Raw genomic sequence first — 16,498 nt, 5'->3', positions numbered from 1 at the left:
ATCAGACTATGAGTATGATTATGTCAAAGGATAACTCACAGAAATTTATTGCCAGAAACCGGGCTCCCCGGGTGCAGATTGAATATGACGTTGAAATCTACGGAAGTGAGAAAAAAATCGAGCTACCGTTTGTTATGGGGGTCATGGCCGACCTGTCCGGTAAAACCACTGAACCATTGCCGCCGGTGAATGAGCGTAAGTTTCTCAATATTGATATTGATAACTTTGATGAGCGGATGCAGGCAATGCAGCCACGTGTCGCTTTCGCCGTCCCGAACACGTTAACCGATGATGGACAACTGATGGTGGATATGACCTTTGAGAGTATGGATGACTTCTCACCCGATGCTATTGCTCGCAAGGTTGATTCCCTGGCAACGTTGCTTGAAGCACGGACCCAACTGGCTAACCTGCAGACCTATATGGATGGAAAAGCGGGTGCCGAAGGGCTAGTGATGAAAGTCCTTCAGGATAAAGCGTTATTGAATACGCTGGCCCGAGCCCCCCGTGCTCAGCCAGTCTCCGCTGATCCAGCGGCAGGTGAGGAATAATTTCATCAGGGACCAGAGGCCATTGTTATGGATAAACACAAGCAAAAGTATCAGCCGGCGGCGAGTGTAACGACGACTGAGGTTAAACAGAGTGATTTTAATGCTCTGTTGTCGAAAGAATTTCGTCCGCGCACTGAGCAAACCCGCTTTGCGGTGGAGAATGCGGTAAAAACCCTCGCTGAGCAGGCATTAAACAGTACCGTCACCATGGCGGATGATGCGTATAAAAATATTTCGGCGTTCATTGCTGAAATCGATCGTAAACTGACAGAGCAAATTAACGTCATTTTGCATCATCCAGAATTTCAGGCGTTGGAGAGTGCTTGGCGCGGACTGCATTATCTGGTGTCAAATACCGAAACCGATGAGAAATTGAAACTGCGGTTTATGGATATTTCTAAACGCGAACTGAGACGTAACATAAAGCGCTACAAGGGAATTGCCTGGGACCAGAGTCCATTATTCAAGCAGATTTATGAAGAAGAATACGGGCAACTGGGAGGAGAACCTTACGGTTGTCTCGTTGCGGATTATTTCTTTGATCACTCCGCACCGGATGTTGACCTACTGTCTTCCATCGGTCGCATTGCAGCTTCTGCGCATGTTCCTTTTATCACGGGTGCTGCCCCTTCCGTTTTACAGATGGAAAGCTGGCAAGAATTAGCGAACCCTCGAGATCTGACCAAAATTTTCACCCAGAACTTGGAGTATGCCGCTTGGAACTCTCTCCGTCAGTCGGAAGATTCACGCTATATTGGTCTGGCGATGCCGCGTTTTCTGGCTAGGTTGCCTTATGGCGTCAGAACTAATCCAGTGGACGCCTTTAATTTTGAAGAGAGCACCGACGGTGCCGATCACAGCCGTTATGTCTGGGCTAATGCCGCGTACTCAATGGCCGTGAATATTAATCGGTCTTTTAAACACTATGGTTGGTGTACCATGATCCGTGGCGTCGAGAGTGGTGGCGTTGTTGAGAATCTTCCCTGCCATACTTTTCCGACAGATGATGGTGGCATTGACATGAAATGTCCAACAGAAATAGCCATTACCGATCGCCGTGAAGCGGAGTTGGCAAAAAATGGTTTTATTCCCTTAATCCATCGTAAAAATACCGATTATGCTGCTTTTATCGGGGCACAGTCATTGCAAAAACCGGCTGAATATTACGATGCCGACGCCACCGCAAATGCAAACCTTTCTGCCCGATTACCTTATTTGTTTGCTTGTTCACGGTTTGCACATTATTTAAAGTGTATTGTCAGAGATAAGATCGGTACCTTCAAAGAACGTGAAGATATGCAGAAGTGGTTAAATAACTGGATCATGAATTATGTTGATGGGGATCCAGTAAATTCATCTCCAGAAATAAAGGCCCGTCGCCCACTAGCGGCAGCAGAAGTGATTGTCGAAGATGTAGAAGGCAATCCGGGCTATTACCAGGCTAAATTCTTTTTAAGACCACACTTTCAGTTGGAAGGGCTGACAGTATCATTAAGAATGGTAGCGAAATTACCTTCTCTGAAAGATGTAGCCTGATAAAAGAGTGGACCCGTTAAGGAATAACGGGGAAATCAGTACTGTTACTAAGCACGGACAGCGGAGCGTTTTAATTCCTGTGGTACTGCCATGCCAAGTAGCATGTAACATGTTCAACTTACAGCGACTAATAAGGACTATTATGGCCCAGGATATGTTTATTAAAATTGAGGGTATCGAAGGAGAATCACTTGATGCTACTCATAAAAATGAAATTGAAGTTTTAAGCTGGAACTGGGAAAACTCCCAGCATTCAAATATGCACTCCGGATCAGGTGGCGGTTCGGGTAAAGCCACCGTCGGTGATTTCAAATTTGAGCATTATCTCGATAAAGCCAGTACTAATTTATTAAGTTATTGTTTATCTGGGAAGCATATTAAAGAGATCAAGTTTGTAGTCCGTAAAGCCGGGGGAGACCCTCTTGAATATTTGATGATTAACTTTAGCGATATCATCATCACTCGAGTAGAAGGTTCGGGTAATGCTGAGGATGAAGTGCGTCCACGTGAACTAGTCTCTTTCTCCTTCTCGCGCTTTACTCAGGATTATGTTATGCAAAATGCTGAGGGGAATAAGTCGGGAATTATTTCTGCCAGTTACGATATCAAAGCTAACCAACGCGGTTGATAACCGCCAGGCCGGGGCCCGTTCAGGGCACCGGTCATCGGTTGTTGAATGAATACTATAACGGCTGAGGTTCAGCATAATGATAAAAGGCGAGATCCTCCGCCGAAGAGGGAAGGGTAAGATATCGACGCTAAGGGTTATTCATCTATTGTCACTATTGAGCATAGTGATGGGTGTTTTTTTTCTTTCCTCTTGTCGTCCATATTCAGGGGATTACCCACAGCGGGTGGTTTATTTAGATATTCGGGCCAGTCAGGATTTGAATCCGAATATGTTCTCTGAGCCGGCACCTCTCGCAATAACGGTTTACAGTATCAATACACTGGGTTTTTCTGATGACATGAGTATTGATGAATTAGCCGATGGGGAACAAGGGGCGGAGAATACTAAAATTAACCGTCTCTATCAGGCCATTATTCAGCCGGGTGAAGTCTTTAGCGTTAAATTGGTGGTCCCTACCGACAGTGCTGCGATTGGCGTAAGCGGTGAATACCGGGATATAGAAAATGCCCGCTGGAAATCAGAAATTAAGTTAAGCGATATCCATCAGGGATCGTGGGTAAAACGGACGTTTATCTCAACAGACTTGCAGCTATATGCCCAGTTTAATCGCCTAGACGTGACCTTGGCAGAAAGGGAATAAGTCATGAAAAATAATAAAGTGGTGTGGAGTGAGGGATTATTTTTACGTCCTCAGATATTCCAGCAACAGGAGCGCTATTTTGAATATTTCATTCATCAGCGAGCACTCTCCTCAGGCCTGTTTTTTTGGGGATTTTCCCGTTACGAAATCGACCGTGAAGCCTTGGCTTACGGCAAACTGGTGCTCAGAAGTGCTACGGGAATTTTTCCAGATGGTACGCCCTTCGATATCCCCGGACACGCCGGGTTGCCTGCGCCACTCACCTTACTGCCAGAACATACCGGCAAAATCATCTACCTGGCTGTCCCGTTACGGCTGGATAACAGTGATGAAACTATTTTTGATGCTAATGAAAGCAGCTCACTTGCCCGATTCTGCGCGACGGAAATGGAGTTAAATGACAGTAATGCTATTCGACAGGGCGGTAAACCGGTACAGCTAGCCAGAATGCGGCTTAAACTGGTCTCTGAATCGGAAATGACCGAGTCCTGGATTGGTTTACCCTGTGCCAGGATCAAAGCCCTACAGCCGGATGGCAGCGTATTACTGCATAGTGAGGATTATATTCCGCCGGTGGCGGGCTACGGTGCTAGCGCTTTATTGACTGAATGGCTTAACCATCTCAGTGGCTTAGTCAAAATGCGAGCGGAACTGCTTTCTGGTCGACTGACAGCCAGTGATGGTAAGGCCGAAGGCAGTGCAGAGGTCATCGATTATCTGCTATTACAGATTTTCAATAAGTATCAAGCGTCTCTTGACCATTTGCGGCAGATCCCCGAATCCCCGCCGGTGCATTTTTATCAGATCCTGGCGTTGTTGGCAGCGGAGCTTTCCACCTTTGTCCGCACTAAAATCCGCCGTCCGCTGCCGCCCCCCGGCTATGACCATACTCAGCTTTATCCTTCCATTCGACCTCTCGTCGAACAGGTTCATGAATTACTCAACCAAATATTGATCCGTGCCGGAGAAATGATCCCGCTGCATGCACGGGGGAATGGGGTCTGGGCCGCATCGTTATTGCCTGCTGAACTTAACGCATTCTCTGGCGTGGTACTGGCGGTTCAGGCTCGACTGGCACCCGATATTTTACAGCATCAGTTTACTACCCAAGTCAAAATCAGCGCCCCTCAGCAGTTACATGAATTGGTGCGCTCACATTTGCCTGGGCTTCTGTTGCAGGCCTTGCCAGTACCGCCACGGCAGATCCCGTACCGGGCAGGGTATATCTACTTTGAACTGCAAAGAACAGGACCATTCTGGCGGAATATCGCAGATTCTGGTGCGCTGGCTTTGCATATCGCCGGTGATTTTCCCGGCTTGAATATGGAACTCTGGGGGGTTAGAGCCTCATGAAGGAAGCTACCACTGCGCCGGTTACGCCGGCATCACCATTGCCCGAGGCGTCTGAGGGCAATGAAACCTCCGGTCAAGCCTGGGGCGATTTTTTGCTGAACCAAAATGATGTCTGGGAGAGTTCACCCTCCCTTTCTCCAAGAGAGACAAACTATTCGCAAGAGCCGTTATTTGAAGAGAAAAGTAGTTCTCCTTTTGCCATTAAAATTGAAAGCGTACGACAACGTATCGCTGGAGTGCAGGCCTCCGATAATCCGCTACTCGAAGCGGCACGCCCTTTACTGCGTGCCTTAAGTGAGATGCCGTTGCGGATAGTCGATATGCGGCAGGTCGAACTGCTTAAAGATATCCTTAAACGTGAGATAAATCACTTCAGCATGCTCTGTGATGAAGTCAATATTCCGTGGAAAAAGATGGCCATAGTGCGTTATTGCCTGTGTACCGCTTTGGATGAAGCTGCTCACAGCAGATCTTGGGGGATTGCCGCAGGCTGGTCGCAAAGTAATCTGTTGAATTATTTTGAAGGTGATAATGACGGCGGCAATAAATTCTTTTTACTGATTGGCCGTATCTCAATGAGCCCTGCCGAGTATGCCGATGTGATCGAAATCCTGTTACGTATCCTCGGACTTGGTTTTGAGGGGCGTTACAGTATTCCGGAAGACGGTGAGCGGCAATTAGTGAAAATACGTCAACGTCTCTTGGCCCTGCTGCAAAGCAACCGCCAGCAGCCAGCATTACCGGCTATTATGGCAGTAATGCCTGATTTCCCCCCTCCCGTCCGGCAGCGCTGGCGAATGCCGGTCAGCCTTTCACTGTTTATCACGCTTTTTATTCTCAGCATCAGTTGGCTAGGCTATCGCTACTGGCTATTTCTTGAAAAACAACCCCTACTGGCCGGTATCAATACTCTGCATGATATTCAATATACCGTTGCACCACCTCCGGAACCTCGTCTCAGTCTTTCTAGGCTGCTGGAGAAAGAAATTGCCCAAGGGCTGCTCAGCGTCAATGAGAACTTGATGCAGAGCCATGTGGTGCTGAACAGTGATAATTCCTTCCGTACTGCAGAGGCCAGTTTATCTGAGGAGATGACCGCCATTATTGGCCGGGTCGCTACGGAAATACTGCGCGTCAAAGGGCGTGTAGTGATCACAGGGCATACAGATAACGTACCGATCAAAACCTTAGCTTTTAAAAATAATCAGCAGCTTTCTACCGCCCGTGCCAAATCCGTTGCAGAGATCTTTACCACTGCTGGCATTCCAGCCGAAATGATCAGCGTGAAAGGTATGGCAGACAGCGAGCCGGTCAGCAGTAACCGTACCGAGGATGGGCGTGCCAGAAACCGCCGTGTCGAATTTTTAGTTACTTATTAATGAGATATAATATGATGCTCTTTATCAGACGCATTTTCTCTCGTCAGAACCTCAAAGTGCTGCAATGGATCTTGCTGGGCATTGCGGTGATGGCACTAGTGTGGTTTACCGGTCCTTATATTGGGTTTGGGGATGCTCGCCCATTGGCTGACCGATCTGCCCGCCTTATCGCTGGGGTATTGATCCTGTTCTTATTGCTGGCAATGATTGCTCATTGGTCTTGGGCGGTGCGTATATTGGCGATTATTGCGGCGGTGATCTGGATTCCTGGTCCCTATTTTTATCTGGCCGGACGTTACTGGCTCGCAGGTGTCACGCCGCGGCTCACCCTGATTGGTTTGTTGGCTGGGGGGTACCTTGCGGGATCCTTGCTCAGGCGTTGGCGTCAGCATAAAGCGACCGAGGCTACCACGCCGCGCCAACCTCGTAATGGTGCTGCTCCCTCAGGCATAGATGCTATGTTCCGCCAAGTCACCGACAGTATCAGGCAACGTCCACGGGGTCTTGCGCGGTTATGGCATTTTGCCGATTGGCGACGTCGCGATGCGAACTTGCCTTGGTTTATAGTTATTGGCAGCCGCGGTACTGGGAAGACCTCAGCAATCGTTCACTCAGGGCAGTATTTCCCCCAAGCTGAAGCCGATGAGCCCCAAGAGATCCAGGCGGGGGAGCCGCAGAACTGCCGTTGCTGGCTGGCCAATGATGCCGTCTATTTGGATACCGCAGGGAAATATATCAGTGACCCACAGGACAGTGAGCACGAATGGCAAGAAATCCTCTCGTCACTGAATAAATACCGACCTTCACGGGCCATCAATGGTGCGCTTGTCATGTTATCGGCGACGGAATTACTGTCCCAAGAAGGGGAAAGTCTCAACCACCTCGCCGCAGTCTTTCGCCGCAGGTTGAGTGAAATGCGACGCATTACAGGGGTCTATTTTCCCGTCTATATTGTGGTGACTCAGATGGATACCCTGAATGGTTTTGCAGAATATTTTAGGGGACTGACCAGCCAGGAACGTCAGGATATTTGGGGGATCAGTTTTTCCGTGGGGAGTGGCACTTCGGTAACCGGTCAGAAGGTGGCGCAGTTAATACCTCAGTTAGTTCAGCGTATTGAAGCGGATATCAATGCTCGACTGTTATCGGAATACGATCTCAATGATCGCCGTCGTATGTATGGGTTTCCTGGGGATCTGTCCTTGCTGGTCCATAACCTGCAACACTTTCTGCAGATCCTTTTTTTCTCCTCCCGGTTTGATGATACCCACGATAATTCGGCATTACGCGGTGTCTACCTGACCAGTTGTTATCCTCATGCCTCTCGGGAATTTGTGAATACACAAACTGTGATCCGCCAGTGGACGGAATTTCTCCGTACACGGACAGAGAACAGTGATGAACTGCCTGAAATATCAACGGCCAGCGCTGGCAATGAGAAATTCGTGAGCCAGCCTTGCTTTTTGCGGCAATTATTCTGCGAACTGATTATCCGTGATCAGGCACTGGCAAAGGATCTCAAATTGAATATTACCGGGCCTGCGATGCAGCGCTGGGTAAAAAATATTGCGGTAATGTTGCTGCTGGTAGGGATCTCTTGGGGCATGTTTATCAGTTACGGTAAAAACAATGCCTACCTACAGGAGATCACTGAAAAAATCACACAGTTGAGAGCAGATAAAGAGAGCATTATCAGTGATCTCAGTGATGATAGAAGCGATCAACTGGCCCGTCTTTCCTCATTACTGACCCGTTTACAGGCGCTACCGGAATACGCTGGCCTTAATCTTCAGGACCCGGGATTAAGTTGGCGGTATGGTCTTTATACTGGCGCAGATGTCAGTGCAACCGCCAGCCAGCTTTATCATTCAATGTTACAGAAGTTGCTACTACCGGTTATCGAAGCCTATGCCACTCAGCGGCTACAGCGCGCGCTGAATCTCTCGCGTGACGAAGATCTTTACCTCAACTTGCGTCTCTATACCATGGTCTATGGGCTTAACCCCGCGGATATCACCTTCCTTGAGCAGCAACTGGCGGGGTTATGGCAGTCCACAACCTTGCTGCCAGCAGGAACACAGAATAACGAGGTTAATCGTCACCTGAAAGCACTTTTTCTTGAGCCGATAGAGGGGGGAGGCCGGCAACAGGCTGATGACAACCTGGTGCGTAAGGCTCGGGAAAGCTTGGAGAGTCAGAGCCGGTCCGCCAGGATCTACAGCCGTCTTAAGGAGCGGCTAGCGGCTGAGGCCCCTCAGGATCTTGACCTCTACCAACTGACGGAGGGCAGTTCCGGTGATCTGTTTGAACTACGCGAAGGTGCAACACTGACTGCACTGCCGGGTCTGTTCACTCGCCAAGGATTTCCGCTCTTCAAAAAAAAAGTGATGACGCAACTGAAAAGCCTGACCGAAGAGGACCAATGGGTGCTGGCCGGGCGAGTTAATCAGGAGGGGAATACGGTACAGCAGGCAGCTGATGCCACCCAGCAACTGGTGAGGTTATATAACGATATTCTTAACCGTTATTTGGATGAGTACGCCAGTCTTTGGCAGCGTTATCTGGCCGGCATCCAAATCAAAACCTATGCACGCACTGGCAAAAGCAGTGAAGGTTCGCAGCAAAGGGACTTGTACCGTTTGGGACGATTAGTTGCGCCGGATTCCCCGATGCGCACGTTGCTTACTCGATTGGTGGCGGAAACCACGTTAACTGCTGAGGATACAGAGAGTCCCAACAGCGGCAGTAGCCTCGTCTCTGGCAGAGCTGCTACTGCAGTCGTGCGGGCTGCACAGCAACTGACGGCCAGTGAAAAGATACGCGTCCGCATGCGGGTCGATGATCACTTCAGTGCGCTGCGTTTATTTGTAACCGGACAGCGTGACGGGAGTCTCCCCACTAATGGCAATGCAGGCAATAGTAGTCCTCTGGGCCAGTTACTCAGCCAGTTAGGCGAATTACAGGTGGTACTCAGTCAGAGCTTAACCGGCTCCGACAGTGCTACCAATCAGATAAAGGCTGACCTTTCCAGTGCCATCCGTACCCGAGCCATGACCTGGCCGGTGCCGGTAAAAGAAATCACCTTACCGCTGCTGAATCAGATTGTTTCAGGAGCTCGTACTGAAGCCGTCACCCGTACGGCTGGGGAGATCGCCCTCGGTCCAGCGGAGTTCTGCCGTAAAGCCTTTGCTGGACGCTATCCCTTTGCAGTCAGTTCCCAGGACGCGTCAATCAACGATTTTGAACGTTTTTTTGCGCCAGGAGGAGACGCAGACCGCTATTTCACTGAGCAACTGGCGGCGAAAACTGAAATCACAGCAAAACGCTGGTACTTCAAAGGGACTCAGCCCGGGGATGCTGAAAACCGTAAGCTGCAGATGTTCAGGGTGGCTCGCCAGATAAGCGAGGCCTTTTTCCCCGCAGGTAGCGGCCAGCGTTTATCACTGCCGGTGAAAATTTCGGTGCCTTGGATGTCTGGAAGTGCCCGTCGTATGCAGCTACGCATTGGTAAGCAATTACTCTCGTATTCTCATGGGCCGGTGCGACCGGTGACTTTGGCGTGGCCCACGCAGGGTGAGGAACCGGCGGTTAGCCTAAGTTTTACTTCAGCGAAAACCGGCGACACAGAGACTCAACAGTTTGGCGGTGATTGGGGCTTATTCCGCTGGTTGGAGAGTATGAAAATGACCGAACTGACCGGCAAGCGTGATGTGTCAGTCGCAGCTGTCAGTGGGGATAACCAGGCCACACTACAGATATCCGGCCTGGCCGAGAATGGCCAGCTAGTGCTCAACTTATTGCGATCATTTAAGTGCGCTTGAGGTATGGCTTGACACTTACTGTTTTCAGGCTGGACATCAGCGCTGGTACCCGCATCTGCATCGGGTAACGCTGATAAGGACATCGGCGCGTTCATTAGATGACCACCGATCTTAGTTAACACTTATTTAATCCTCGGGGGATTCAATGTCGAGAACGATTACCTTAAAAAGTGCCGCAATGCCCAAACTACTGGGAGAGGCGGCGTTAGTGATGTCAGCGCTGGAAGGGGAGGAGGGACTCTCGGAGTTGTATCGTTATACGCTGACGGTTAAAACACCGGATAACGGAAATATCTCCTGGCAATCGGCATCGAATATTCCCATCAAATCGATGATCGGCAAGCAGGTCACGGTGAGCCTCTCGCTCAGTGATTTTCGGCCACTGGCTGCATTGAGCGGTGAAGTGCGTGAAATTACCGGTATGGTTCAACAAGTTCGCTTCTTGGGGAGAGATGGCAGTCGTGCGGTGTATCAGCTGATCATCCGTCCTTGGCTGTACTTGGCGGAGTTAACCACTGACTTTAGGATCTTTCAGAACAAAACGGTGATCGAAATTATCGATGAAGTGCTGGCGGACTATGATTTTCCACAGGAAAAACGTATAGCGGCCACTTACCCGTCACTGGATTATCAGGTGCAATACGGCGAAACCGATTTCAGCTTTATCGAGCGTTTGATGGAACAGTGGGGGCTTTACTGGTTTTTTGAACATAAGGATCAGCAGCATAAACTGGTGATTGTCGACAATGTCGGTGCCCACAAACAGTTCTTTGATGGTGGTATCCACAGTATTCCCTATGACCAAGATGCCCCGAAAAAAGATGCCGAATATATTTCAGCATTCAACTATCGGCAGACCATTACTACTGGCCGCTGGGTGACGGACGATTACGACTTTACCCGTTCCCGTGCAGACATTATGTCCCTGGACAGCAAGCCACGACAGACAAGTTTTAACGCTCAGGAAATTTTTGACTGGCCGGGCAATTACGATAAAACCGAGATAGGTGAACTGCTGGCGCGGGTTAGGATGGAGGAGCGTGGGGCGTTAGGGCTGAGAAGTCAGGGTAAAGGGCCGGTACCCACCATTGTTTGTGGCTATGTTTTTACGCTTGCTGACTATCCTCTGCAGAAAGCGAATTGTGAATATATTGTGCTGAAATCCGATCTGGAGATCCGTGAAATCTCTGAGCGGGCCGGCCAGAATACCTTCTTTATGGAAAGTGCCTTCATGGTACAACCGTCAAATAAAATTTACCGTCATCCTCTGACTGTTGAAAAACGCAGAACCTTTGGCCCGCAGACGGCACTGGTGGTCGGACCCCCAGGAGAAGAAATTTGGACCGACGAATATGGCCGTATCAAAGTCCGTTTCCTCTGGGATCGTTATGGTAAAAACCGAGAGTCAGATTCTTGTTGGTTACGGGTCAGCCAGCCGTGGGCGGGTAATAATTTTGGCGGGATTTGTATTCCCCGTGTCGGGCATGAGGTCATTATCGATTTTATCAATGGTGACCCAAACCGACCGCTGGTGATGGGCAGCCTGTATAACAATGTCACTATGCCACCCTGGGATTTGCCCAGTAATGCGACCCAGAGCGGCCTAATCAGCCGTACTGTCGGCGGTGGGCGACAAAATTTTAATGGTGTCCGTTTTGATGATAAACCCGGCGGTGAAACCTACTGGGAACAGGCGGAAAGGAATATGGAGCGTCTGACCAAATGTGATGAAAATCAGGTCGTCGGCTTGTCGCGAACCACCAGCGTTGGCTTGGATAATTCCCTGTCGGTAGTGGGTGAAAACAGTTTAGTGATCGGCGGAGGATACGGTATCAGTGTTGGGGCTGCGCAGACCGATAATGTTGTCGGAGCCAAAGGGATTAATGTCGGGGGAGCCTTTATGACCGCAGTGGGCGGCTATCATTCGCTGATGGTTGGTGGTGCCCATCAGATGATCGCTGGCGGGGCGGCCACGATGATGGCGGGCGGGATTTTCTCGATAAGCTCCCTTAACGAGTTGGTGATCAGTGCGCCGGTGGTGCGTATTATCGGTTCCAACAAACTAGTCCTGCAGGGCGGAGAAGTGGATATTAACCCAGGCGATTGTCAGGATTGCAGTTGTGGTGGTGGTGGTGGCGGCGGCATTATCGGTAAGCCCGGGATACCGTTGATTATTGCGGGGATTGGTATCGGCATATTGCCACCCAGACCAACTCCGACGCCATCAGAAACGCCATCGGAAACGCCATCGGAAACGCCATCAGAAACGCCATCAGAAACACCGTCGGAAACACCGTCGGAAACACCGTCGGAAACACCGTCAGAAACACCATCATGGACACCACCGCCGGACAAATTATACGTCTGAGGCTTGTTTTATATCGAGGAGGCAGGCTGACTGCCTCCGTTTATCTACTGTGAAGGAGGGACTATGTTTAACGCAGCAAGGATAGGGGATGCCAGTTCACACGGTGGTGTGATCGTTTCGGGCGCGGGGTCTGTTTTTATTAATGGTTCAGCCGCGGCCATTGTCTGCGGCAGTGTTGTCACCTGTGCGTTGTTGCACGGGGCGGCCCCTGTGGCCAGCGGCTCAGATTCCGTTTTTATTGAAGGTTCACCCGCAGCCAGACTTTCTGATGTCACCGGCTGTGGCGCCCAAATCTGCTCCGGCTCAGACGATGTGTTTATTGGCTGATCTGTTGTTTACAGCTGCCCGCGAACTGGCTATGGCGGGCAGACCTCTCAGGGAAGGTTTTTATGCTTAACAATCCGATGCCGATTGAATCGATTTTGCCCGCTGGCGATTATGCCACGGATCACCGCTGCGGCTTCAGCCAACTCAGTGAAGAGCAACAAAACGACCGAGATTTACTGAAAGTATTGACGAATGAGTATATGCGTTATCTGTTTGATCCAGACGCGGAAAGAGAGAGTACCGAGATCAGTAATCAGAAACGTTTAGATAAACCCCATGAAATTGAAGCACTCTGTACTGAAAAAACGACCACTGTCACGGATTATATATTAGGCGATAGGCTAACGATTGATCATATTCTGAATGAGTTACCGGTGGATGAATGGACCGAAAAAGTTTTTTTCGGTAAAGGACATCGTGATTTAATCCGTGAACTCTCTCCGTTATCCACACCTTTGAAAAATTCCGATTCAATCCTTCACACAGAATTGTCATTATTAAGGGGAACTGGAATTGATAGCTGTTTATAAAAGTCGCTCGATAATTCTCAGGAGAGCCTGTGTCCAGCTTTCATAAATATACCCCAACACTGCTGGAAAGAATAATCACCACCGACACCGACGAAAAGCGCAGTCGTTATAGTCGGCTGGAAGCGGAAAAAATGCGACAGCTGGTGATCGCGGAAATCATGGAAATTCTGAACCATGCCAATATGGAGCGCTCCTTGGATGTAGAACGCTATCCGGATATAGCCTCTTCTGCTATGAATTATGGTTTACCGAAGCGTGGGACTTATGTGGTTCAGGATGAATGGCAGGCCGCAGAGCAGGATATTCGCACCGCGATATTACGTTTTGAGCCAAGAGTGATTCCGGAGACGCTGGTGGTCACTGTATTGAATGAGGAGTCACTACAGGGGAATTACGCAACCATTTTATTTGAACTTTCTGCTCTGATTTACTGGTCACCTCAGCCTTTAGATCTCTATATCAGAGGACGTTACGATATCGATTCTGATCATGTTGTTATCAAATAAGTGTTTTACCATAAATTAGATGCTGATCTTTCACGGTGCTGAGGATCCCACAGCATACGGGGACGGTGTATTTGCGTACTTAAATAGTATTTCTGTATTTTTCTTATTTGTGGCCAGTAAGAGATTCCGTCAGCGGATGACGTTTCAGAGTGGTCCCTGACCTGCAAATAATGCGACTGGCCGTGTATCGTGTATTCAGGCACGTTCGTGAGCGGCGCGCGCAGCGGCAGATAGCGTGTCCTGAAAAAAGGAATACGGGTGTAAAGGATGACTCTCGAAATATCACTATTGGTTTCAAATTCTTATGAGCTTATGGGACTGAAGTCACTATTGCGTCAGCACTACCGAGGTGACCCACAGGAGATCTGCTTCTTACCCGCAAGCCAGCCACCTTCCTCAGAGCATGTCAGCATTATTTTTCGCGATGATGTGGTGACGATCCATCTGCCAGCAGATGGCGGCTGTGCATTGGGTATGACGCATCTGGCGGCCCCGTCAACGTGGCATATCCCGCTGCTAAGCCGTAATTGCCCGCTGGATGATATTGCTATCAAAATAAAAAAAATACTCTATCTCGCTCGAAACGAAGACGGCCAGTTTCCCATTGAGAATCTGCAAAAGTACCGCCGCTATACCCAGCTTTCGGAGACGGAATATCAGGTGATGCTGCTAATAGGCAAAGGGCTAGACCGGCAGCGCATCTCACGGGTATTGAACCGCTCTCAGAAAACCATCAGTACCCACTACCGTAATGTCAGTCGTAAGATGGGAGCCACTAACCGAGCCGAACTGTACCGCTACGCGCTTTTTATCTCCCGTTGTGGAGGAGAGCAGTGCAATACGTTGTTTCTTTGAGTGGTCTGCACAGTTTTTGCGCTTCTCGTCTTTATTCTTCTGATAAATGCCCTGATAGCAGAATTTTTTTCTGTGGAAACTTTGGGTCTTGGGCTGAGGGTATTATGATATAGGTTCTTTGGTTTCTGGTTAATGGGTCTCTGATGCGTTATAAAATTGCGTTGTTACCGTTGTTTGCCGTCCTGGTCTCTTGCAGCAGCCATCCCCGGGAGAACAGTCCCCGCGCACCGCAAGGCGGTTTTCTACAGCCTCCAAGCAGCGGTATGTTGGCTGGGGATTTTATCGGACAACCGCAAACCGAAAAATTTATCACTATGATGGTCAAAAAACACGGTTTTGACCGCAATCAGTTAGAGTCTTGGCTAGCACAGGCTCGCAGGTTGGACTATGTACTGCGTCTGATGGATCGTCAGGCCCCAAGCGTGACGCCAGCTCCTGGACCTAATGGGGCTTGGCTACGTTACCGTAAAAACTTTATTACCCCCTCCAATATTAAGAACGGGGTCGCATTCTGGGATCAGTATCAGGGGGACCTGTTACGTGCTCAACAGCAATACGGCGTACCACCGGAAATTATTGTTGGCATTATCGGTGTGGAAACTCGCTGGGGGCGTGTTATGGGCAAGACCCGTATCCTCGATGCGTTGGCAACCTTGGCCTTTGATTATCCTCGTCGCGCCGAGTATTTCAGTGGTGAACTGGAAACCTTCTTACTGATGGCGCGTAATGAAAAAGAGAGTCCGCTAGAATTGCGTGGTTCCTTTGCCGGTGCGATGGGTTATGGTCAGTTTATGCCTTCGGCTTATCAGAAATACGCCGTGGACTTTGATGGTGATGGTCATATCAACCTGTGGGACCCGGTGGATGCTATCGGCAGTGTGGCACACTACTTTAGCCAAAATGGCTGGCAACCTGGTCAAAGTGTCGCCATTGCCGCTCAGGGCTCTGGGGTAAACTTGCCGGATGGCTATACCACCCGTTATACCGCAGGACAACTGAGTGCCTACGGCTTGACACCAGTATTGCCATTACCGTCAAGTCAGCAAGTCAGCTTACTGCGCTTAGATATGGGCAGTTACTACCAGTACTGGATGGGCCTGCCTAACTTCTATGCGATTACCCGCTATAATCACAGTACCCATTATGCGATGGCAGTATGGCAGTTGGGTGAAGCGGTCAGTGCGGCACGTCAGAATCGGGTTTTTTAACCAGAACCTTTCCTTATCAAATGTAGGGATATAAAATGGCGCTCTTTTGTGGGCGCCCCTTGTGCCTGCTATTGAGTGAAGGAACTCCGATGCAAACTCTTCCAGCTTGTCCAAAATGCCAGTCTGAATACACGTGGCAGGATACTGATAATTATAATTGCCCTGAATGCGGACACCTCTGGCCGGTTAACGGTAGTGATGCTGTTGACGATCAGCTGATCGTCAGGGATGCCAACGGGAATCTGCTGGCTGACGGTGACAGCGTGACGGTGGTGAAAGATCTTAAGGTCAAAGGCAGTTCCTCGGTGCTGAAAATAGGTACCCGTGTAAAAGGTATCCGCCTAGTGGAGGGAGACCATAACATTGATTGCCGTATTGATGGCTTTGGTCCGATGAAATTAAAATCTGAGTTCGTGAAAAAGAACGGATGATCATTTTCCTGTGCCCTCCCGGCCTCGGCCAGGGGGGAGTGGGGCCACCGCATCACAGTTTTTTCCTCAGGAACTTCTCGTCGTGCCTCACAGAATTCCCTCTGACTGTCCTCCTGAACTTGAAAACCTGCCATTAGCCCATAGTATCTTCACATGCATCACTGTTTTCTGATGCCATCCCCGCAGGAGAGAATATGGATAAGGACTTACAACAATTAAGCGTCCAGGCTGGGCAGTTACTATTGTCTGCCGGGGCTACTGTCACCACCGCCGAGTCATGCACCGGTGGCTGGATAGCCAAGGTGCTGACAGATATCAGCGGCAGCTCTGCTTGGTTTGAGCAAGGGTTTGTTACCTACAGT

At 49.6% G+C, this 16,498-nt stretch carries 15 protein-coding genes; all 15 read left to right on the top strand.

The window, feature by feature from the left end; genetic code table 11:
• Positions 1-17: 17 nt before the first annotated feature.
• Positions 18-551 (top strand): type VI secretion system contractile sheath small subunit, encoded by a 534-nt coding sequence (gene tssB, locus DW47_RS0107385; RefSeq protein ID WP_029685762.1) that lies wholly within the window; start codon positions 18-20, stop codon positions 549-551.
• Positions 552-578: 27 nt separating this feature from the next.
• Positions 579-2,087, top strand: coding sequence for a type VI secretion system contractile sheath large subunit (tssC, locus tag DW47_RS0107380; protein WP_029685761.1), 1,509 nt, complete (start codon positions 579-581; stop codon positions 2,085-2,087).
• 142 nt (positions 2,088-2,229) lie between these two features.
• Entirely contained in the window at positions 2,230-2,715 is a 486-nt protein-coding gene (locus tag DW47_RS0107375) for an Hcp family type VI secretion system effector (RefSeq protein ID WP_029685760.1), read from the top strand.
• Between the two features lie 169 nt (positions 2,716-2,884).
• Positions 2,885-3,358 (top strand): type VI secretion system lipoprotein TssJ, encoded by a 474-nt coding sequence (gene tssJ, locus DW47_RS0107370; protein ID WP_161606693.1) that lies wholly within the window; start codon positions 2,885-2,887, stop codon positions 3,356-3,358.
• A 3-nt stretch (positions 3,359-3,361) separates the two neighbouring features.
• The gene (gene tssK, locus DW47_RS0107365; protein ID WP_029685758.1) at positions 3,362-4,711 is read left to right on the top strand and encodes a type VI secretion system baseplate subunit TssK; all 1,350 of its coding nucleotides are present in this window, start codon (positions 3,362-3,364) and stop codon (positions 4,709-4,711) included.
• Entirely contained in the window at positions 4,708-6,090 is a 1,383-nt protein-coding gene (gene tssL, locus DW47_RS0107360) for a type VI secretion system protein TssL, long form (protein ID WP_029685757.1), read from the top strand. The genes tssK and tssL overlap by 4 nt, the downstream gene beginning before the upstream one ends.
• Before the next feature lie 11 nt (positions 6,091-6,101).
• Positions 6,102-9,911 (top strand): type VI secretion system membrane subunit TssM, encoded by a 3,810-nt coding sequence (gene tssM / locus DW47_RS0107355; RefSeq protein WP_029685756.1) that lies wholly within the window; start codon positions 6,102-6,104, stop codon positions 9,909-9,911.
• A 145-nt stretch (positions 9,912-10,056) separates the two neighbouring features.
• A complete protein-coding gene (locus tag DW47_RS0107350; RefSeq protein WP_241430698.1) occupies positions 10,057-12,279 on the top strand; it encodes a type VI secretion system Vgr family protein in 2,223 nt (740 codons plus the stop codon).
• 63 nt (positions 12,280-12,342) lie between these two features.
• A complete protein-coding gene (locus DW47_RS0107345) occupies positions 12,343-12,606 on the top strand; it encodes a PAAR domain-containing protein (RefSeq protein ID WP_029685754.1) in 264 nt (87 codons plus the stop codon).
• A gap of 62 nt (positions 12,607-12,668) precedes the next feature.
• Complete coding sequence (locus tag DW47_RS0107340; RefSeq protein ID WP_029685753.1) at positions 12,669-13,136, top strand: hypothetical protein; 468 nt, start codon at positions 12,669-12,671, stop codon at positions 13,134-13,136.
• Between the two features lie 29 nt (positions 13,137-13,165).
• Entirely contained in the window at positions 13,166-13,642 is a 477-nt protein-coding gene (locus tag DW47_RS0107335) for a type VI secretion system baseplate subunit TssE (protein ID WP_029685752.1), read from the top strand.
• 312 nt (positions 13,643-13,954) lie between these two features.
• Positions 13,955-14,497, top strand: a complete 543-nt coding sequence (locus tag DW47_RS0107330) for a helix-turn-helix transcriptional regulator (RefSeq protein ID WP_241430697.1) — start codon at positions 13,955-13,957, stop codon at positions 14,495-14,497.
• 143 nt (positions 14,498-14,640) lie between these two features.
• Positions 14,641-15,705, top strand: a complete 1,065-nt coding sequence (mltB, locus tag DW47_RS0107325; protein WP_029685750.1) for a lytic murein transglycosylase B — start codon at positions 14,641-14,643, stop codon at positions 15,703-15,705.
• 89 nt (positions 15,706-15,794) lie between these two features.
• Positions 15,795-16,136: a zinc ribbon domain-containing protein YjdM gene (locus DW47_RS0107320; RefSeq protein ID WP_029685749.1), complete on the top strand. Its 342-nt coding sequence runs from the start codon at positions 15,795-15,797 to the stop codon at positions 16,134-16,136.
• Positions 16,137-16,330: 194 nt separating this feature from the next.
• A partial coding sequence (locus DW47_RS16930) for a CinA family protein (protein ID WP_173391606.1) occupies positions 16,331-16,498 on the top strand: 168 nt, incomplete at its 3' end.

Source organism: Tatumella saanichensis (assembly GCF_000439375.1).
Taxonomy (GTDB): domain Bacteria; phylum Pseudomonadota; class Gammaproteobacteria; order Enterobacterales; family Enterobacteriaceae; genus Tatumella; species Tatumella saanichensis.
Note: the sequence above shows the minus strand (reverse complement) of the source record. Positions and strands in the feature narration are given on the sequence as shown.